7 protein-coding genes and 1 pseudogene are annotated in these 5017 nt (G+C 57.1%); 4 read left to right on the top strand and 4 right to left on the bottom strand.

Annotated elements, in window-relative coordinates; genetic code table 11:
* The coding region (locus RHIZ70P_RS22570; RefSeq protein ID WP_147294059.1) for a transposase at positions 1-270 on the bottom strand (270 nt) is incomplete at its 3' end.
* Between the two features lie 101 nt (positions 271-371).
* The gene (locus RHIZ70P_RS22565; RefSeq protein ID WP_115672805.1) at positions 372-926 is read right to left on the bottom strand and encodes a recombinase family protein; all 555 of its coding nucleotides are present in this window, start codon (positions 924-926) and stop codon (positions 372-374) included.
* 313 nt (positions 927-1239) lie between these two features.
* Here RHIZ70P_RS22565 and RHIZ70P_RS22560 point away from each other — a divergent pair, with 313 nt between their 5' ends.
* Positions 1240-1470: a hypothetical protein gene (locus RHIZ70P_RS22560; protein ID WP_147294058.1), complete on the top strand. Its 231-nt coding sequence runs from the start codon at positions 1240-1242 to the stop codon at positions 1468-1470.
* 480 nt (positions 1471-1950) lie between these two features.
* Here the strand turns inward: RHIZ70P_RS22560 and RHIZ70P_RS22555 are convergent, their stop codons facing one another.
* The gene (locus tag RHIZ70P_RS22555; RefSeq protein ID WP_115672806.1) at positions 1951-2154 is read right to left on the bottom strand and encodes a cold-shock protein; all 204 of its coding nucleotides are present in this window, start codon (positions 2152-2154) and stop codon (positions 1951-1953) included.
* 124 nt (positions 2155-2278) lie between these two features.
* Here RHIZ70P_RS22555 and tnpA point away from each other — a divergent pair, with 124 nt between their 5' ends.
* From tnpA to tnpC, 3 genes are read left to right on the top strand one after another with little or no spacing between them, the layout of a single operon-like run.
* Positions 2279-2701 (top strand): IS66-like element accessory protein TnpA, encoded by a 423-nt coding sequence (gene tnpA, locus RHIZ70P_RS22550; RefSeq protein WP_115672803.1) that lies wholly within the window; start codon positions 2279-2281, stop codon positions 2699-2701.
* The gene (gene tnpB, locus RHIZ70P_RS22545; RefSeq protein ID WP_056537524.1) at positions 2682-3035 is read left to right on the top strand and encodes an IS66 family insertion sequence element accessory protein TnpB; all 354 of its coding nucleotides are present in this window, start codon (positions 2682-2684) and stop codon (positions 3033-3035) included. The genes tnpA and tnpB overlap by 20 nt, the downstream gene beginning before the upstream one ends.
* A 52-nt stretch (positions 3036-3087) precedes the next feature.
* The gene (gene tnpC, locus RHIZ70P_RS22540; protein ID WP_115672802.1) at positions 3088-4677 is read left to right on the top strand and encodes an IS66 family transposase; all 1590 of its coding nucleotides are present in this window, start codon (positions 3088-3090) and stop codon (positions 4675-4677) included.
* Between the two features lie 53 nt (positions 4678-4730).
* Here the strand turns inward: tnpC and RHIZ70P_RS23380 are convergent.
* Positions 4731-5017 (bottom strand): annotated as a pseudogene (locus RHIZ70P_RS23380) (hypothetical protein); the annotation flags it as partial.

Below are 5017 nucleotides of genomic sequence, written 5' to 3'. Positions count from 1 at the left end.
GCGATAGGCGAGGTTCAGATGTACCTCCTCACACAGCCGACGCTCCGAACGGATTCCGAAGCAGTACCCAACGATCAGCATGCGGATCATCAGTTCCGGATCGATCGAGGGCCGCCCGATCTCGCTGTAGAAAGGGCGCAAGTGAGTCCGAAGGCCAGACAGATCGACGAAGCGGTCGATAGACCGCAGAAGATGGTTCGCCGGGACGTGACGCTCGATGCTGAACCCGTAAAACAGCGCTTCCTGCACCACTATTCGCTCGCCCATCATCGGCACAACCTCCTAAATCCCTAGAAGGAGTGAATCAGAACTTTGCACCGACAGCAACGCCGACTTTTTCAACGGTATCGGCGCAAACCCGTCATCTCACCCTACGATGATGCGACTTCTCTAAGGGCGCGATACACGCTCGCCCGACCTATGTTCAGCGTCTTTGCAATCTCTGTTGGTCCCATCCCGTCGGATTTAAGTCGGCGGATCTCAGCAATATCAACGTGGGGCTTCCTGCCTTTGTAGACCCCTCTGATCTTTGCTGCAGCGATGCCTTCCATCTGTCGTTCTCTGCGAAGGTTCGTCTCGAACTCAGCAAACACCCCGAGCATATCAAGGAAAGCTTTGCCGGCCGCTGAGCTGGTGTCGATCGGCTGTTCCGTCGCCTTCAGCGTCACCCCTTTCTGCTTTAGCAGCCGTACGATGTCCTGCAGATCCCCGACTGAGCGCGCCAGCCGATCGACCCGCGTCACGACAAGACTGTCGCCGTCGCGCATGAATTCCAGAAGCGTGTTAAGCTCCTTCCGATCCTGCTTGGTCGATCCGGATTTCTTTTCGGCCCGGATGACTGTGCACCCGGCCGCCTTTAGAGCCGCCTCTTGAATCGCTAGATCCTGATCGATGGTGCTAACCCGCGCATACCCGTAAACTGCCATGAAACGTCTCACTAGGTTCTAGACCTTCTTTGGGTAGCGTCTCATAACTGCAAAATCAACCCAAATGATACACTAGTTTGCGTCTCACAGGCATTGTCTCAGCAGGTATAGCTGAGTGAGAGCATATCCTTTTGTCATAGATTCAGGCATCGGCAGGCTATGCGCGTACAGAGAGCTTGGGGGAACCAAACGTCTGCTCGATCGAGAAGAAGCGGGATAGACGTCGAACTCTCTAGAGAATGTATTGCGAAGCTTATGGACGTGGTGTCATGTCACGATGTAATCAGGCATGGCTTGGGGAGAGGACTGGCTGATGGGTGGAACCTATTTCGATGACGAACAGGAGATCGGCCCGCAAGGGTTGGCATTATTGCGCAACGTGCTTGCGGACCTGTTTCGGGATCAGGCTAATGTGTCGAATACGGATGAAGAGCTTGGCCTGGCAAAGGAGCTGGTAGCCCTCTTCAAGTCGGGCTTTCGGAGCGAGGAAGAGCTGAAAGCAATGATCAGGCGCAGTAGCTATCTTCACCATCAGAATTATTAGGGACCGCCGGTTTTGCGTTTTGGCACGCGAGGCCGTCAGCATGATTGAAAACAAAGGACTTGATTCGGTCGCAGGAGCAACTAGTTCCCGCCCATGATCCACGACGTAGCCAAGAAACTGAATTCAGTTCTGACACCTGAAGATCTGGCACTGCTAGATAAAGCCTTTGCCCGTGTGTGAACTGCGCGGCGTCTCTCAAGCGTCGCCGTCGGCCCAGGAGAGCGCCAAGGTCCTCATAAATTTGTATCAGAGTGGAATTCGAAACAGGTTCCAGCTGGTGGCAATGCTGACTGGACAGAGGTTTCCGTAGAGAAGTTTCTCACTCATTGTTTGGTTTTTTACGCTTTTCACTGACAGGATCGGAATCTGAATGCGCGGTTAAGATACCTATGAGTAAATTGTAAGTTTTGCTTACAGATTGAACATGCGTGACGATTGATATACGATCGGATCGCCGCGCACAGTTCTCAGTGTTGCGGCTCAGAGCACCGAAACATTTTTGGCCTTGGATTTGCCCGTCTTGCGGTCCTGACCTAACTCATAGAGAACCTTCTGGCCATCTTTCAACGCCTCGCCGAAGCCGACGGCTGAGATGTGCACGAAGACGTCCTGACCGCCGTCATCCGGGGTAATGAATCCGAAGCCTTTGTCCTGAGCAAAGAACTTTACTGTTCCGGTCGCCATATCTACCGCGTTGGTGATGAGAGATCTGACCATAGCCGCTCGGTAAGCGCGAATTTCTGCGCACCTTCTGAAGCGCAGCGCTCTCAGGCATGAGGTGTCCACCAAAATAGGTGGACACCAAATCATGGATGAAGATGCTCCTAAACTTCAGGTGCGGCTTGTTGGTCGCGACGGCCGCCGTCGATATGACCCTGCTTCGCGTGATCGGCTCGTCGCAGCGTGTTTAGAGCCTGGCGTGTCGGTCTCTCGACTTGCGCGGGAACATGGCGTGAATGCTAATCTCGTTCGCAAGTGGATAAAGAAGGCCATGGAGAAGCGTCCTCTGCCTTTGGTCTCGGCCTTCGTTCCAGTTCAGATTGTTCCAGCTATGCGGCCGGGTTCTGGCGGCGATCTACTGACGAAGAGCGTGCCGGTGGGCAAGCCGTATCAGACGTCCAAGGTGAGTGCGCTCCTGCCGAACGGGATCAGCCTGACCGTTGAGTATGACGATGAGAATGGGCTGGCGGCAATCATAGGAGCGTTGGGTCATGTTCAGACTGGGCGCTGATCTGAAGGTCTATCTGCATCGGGAGCCGATCGACTTCCGGGCCGGCATCAACAGCCTTGCGGTCCTGGTCCAGGAGACGATGGCGTTGGACCCGTTTGCTCCCGCAGTTTTTGCCTTCTGCAATCGTCGGCGTGACCGGGTGAAGCTGCTGTTCTTTGACCGCTCGGGCTTTGTGTTGATCCTGAAGCGGTTGACGGAAGACAAGTTCAGATGGCCGCGCCGAGAGGTGGCGGTGGTTACACTGACGACCGAGCAGCTCCACTGGATTCTCGACGGGATTGATATCGACGCGATGATCCGTCATCCGGTGCGGCAATATCAGATCGCCGGCTGAGGTGGCGTGTTGATCTGTTGACGCGGCGACGCGGTTCAGATTCAAAACTGGGATGACCCGAGCCCGCGAACCGAGCGTTGCAGAGCTGATGGCGCAGTTGGCGGCAAGTGCTGCCGAAATCGCTGCGCTCAAAGCCGAGAAGGAAGTGCTGTCACGGCGGGTCGTCAAGCTGGAAGAGGAACTGGCGCTTGCAAGGCTGCATCGTTTTGCCCCCCGCAGCGAAAAGCACGTAGATCGCCTATTCAACGAGGCCGAAGAGGCCTCAGAGGAGGATGATCCTGATCATGGCGACGACGTCGCCGATCTCCCGGATACAGGCCTGCCAGCAGTCGAAAGTGCCGCAGGTAAAAAGCGGGGCCGCAGACCTCTGCCAGAAGACCTGCCGCGCGAGCGTGTCGAATACGATCTACCCGACGATCAGAAAGTTTGCCCTTGCTGCGACAGTCAAATGCATCGCATGGGCGAGGCCGTTACCGAGCAGCTCCATATCGAGGTGAAGGCAAAGGTTCTGCAGAATGTGCGGTTCAAATACGCCTGCCGCCATTGCGACCGCACCGGGATCAACACGCCTGTGGTAATCGCACCGATGCCACCGCAACCATTGCCGGGCAGCATTGCCACCGCCTCGACGCTGGCCTTCGCACTCGTCCACAAATACGTCGACGGCACGCCACTCTACCGCGTGGCGCAAACGTTCGAACGGGCCGGCGTTCCGATCAGCCGGGGTGCTCTCGCGCACTGGGTGATCGGTTCGAGCGAGAGGCACCTGCATCGCATCTACGATGCGCTGAGATTGCGGCTTCAGTCGCAGCCTCTCATTCATGGCGATGAGACGACGGTTCAGGTGCTGAAGGAAAAGAACAAGGAAGCCACCAGCACGTCGTACATGTGGGCGTACCGCAGCAGTGAGGACAGTGACGAGCCAATCGTGCTGCTCAACTACCAGCCGGGCCGTGGCCAGGTCCACCCGCAGGCCTTTCTCGGCGACTACCGCGGCATATTGGTGAGCGATGGCTACACCGCATGGCGCACATTACATGGCGCAACCCATGTCGGCTGCATGGCCCATTCACGGCGGCGCTTCGTCGAGGCCCTCAAAACCAGAAAGAATGGAGGCGGACCGCCGGAACAGGCGCTCCGGTTCTTCGAGCAGCTCTACAGGATCGAAAAGCAGGCGCGAGACAAAAAGCCCGACGCCGGTGAAACGCAGGCCGATTGCATTCGCCGTTTCCGGCAACAGCACAGCTTGCCTGTCCTCGCCGCACTCAAGTCATGGCTCGACAATATCGCGCCGAAGGTCGTGCCGGATACCAAGCTCGGTGATGCCGTCTCCTACACCCTGAACCAATGGGATTACCTGACGCGCTACATCAGCGACGGCAGGATGCCGATCGATAACAACATTCTGGAACGCGACATCAGAGTTTTTGCGACCGGAAGAAAATCGTGGCTGTTCAGCGATACCGCTGACGGAGCCAGGGCAAGCGCCGTAATCTACAGTCTGATGCTGACTTGCCGCGCCTGTGGCGTCGATCCACTCGCCTGGCTGCGCTACGCGCTCACAGAGTTACCTCAGCGCGACGAAACGGCAGACATTAGAGACCTGCTGCCGTTCAACTTCTCCAAAACCTCCGCCGCCTGATAGAGCCGAATATCGCTGCCCGGGACGGGCTGGGGTCAGCGATGTCGCCTACGTCAATGCGCATGGAAAATCGCGCTTACGCCGCTCGGCAGTTGACCAGCAAGTTGACCCCCCCTCTGTGTAGCAGGCAACAGCCAGCCGGCTCGGCCTACCCGAGTTCCACGTTCTTTTTTTGGACGCAACGGAACGACATTTTTGCACCCGACGTCCGACCCTTCGGCGGCGTCGATCAGCGCACCGGAGCCATCGGCCGGCAGGCGGACCGTGACGACGGTGCCGACGCCCGGCAGGCTTTCCATCTGGAACGTGCCGCCATGCAGCGCGGTCAGGCCCTTGACCA

Source organism: Paenirhizobium selenitireducens ATCC BAA-1503 (genome assembly GCF_900492185.1).
Classification (GTDB): domain Bacteria; phylum Pseudomonadota; class Alphaproteobacteria; order Rhizobiales; family Rhizobiaceae; genus Allorhizobium; species Allorhizobium selenitireducens_A.
Note: the sequence above shows the minus strand (reverse complement) of the source record. Positions and strands in the feature narration are given on the sequence as shown.

Coding starts and splice junctions, on each gene's coding strand:
- tnpA (WP_115672803.1), top strand. CDS start 2,279: ATGGATGAAGATGCTCCTAAACTTCAGGTGCGGCTTGTTGGTCGCGAC.
- RHIZ70P_RS22555 (WP_115672806.1), bottom strand. CDS start 2,154: ATGGCGACCGGAACAGTAAAGTTCTTTGCTCAGGACAAAGGCTTCGGA.
- RHIZ70P_RS22560 (WP_147294058.1), top strand. CDS start 1,240: ATGGGTGGAACCTATTTCGATGACGAACAGGAGATCGGCCCGCAAGGG.
- RHIZ70P_RS22565 (WP_115672805.1), bottom strand. CDS start 926: ATGGCAGTTTACGGGTATGCGCGGGTTAGCACCATCGATCAGGATCTA.
- tnpB (WP_056537524.1), top strand. CDS start 2,682: ATGTTCAGACTGGGCGCTGATCTGAAGGTCTATCTGCATCGGGAGCCG.
- tnpC (WP_115672802.1), top strand. CDS start 3,088: ATGACCCGAGCCCGCGAACCGAGCGTTGCAGAGCTGATGGCGCAGTTG.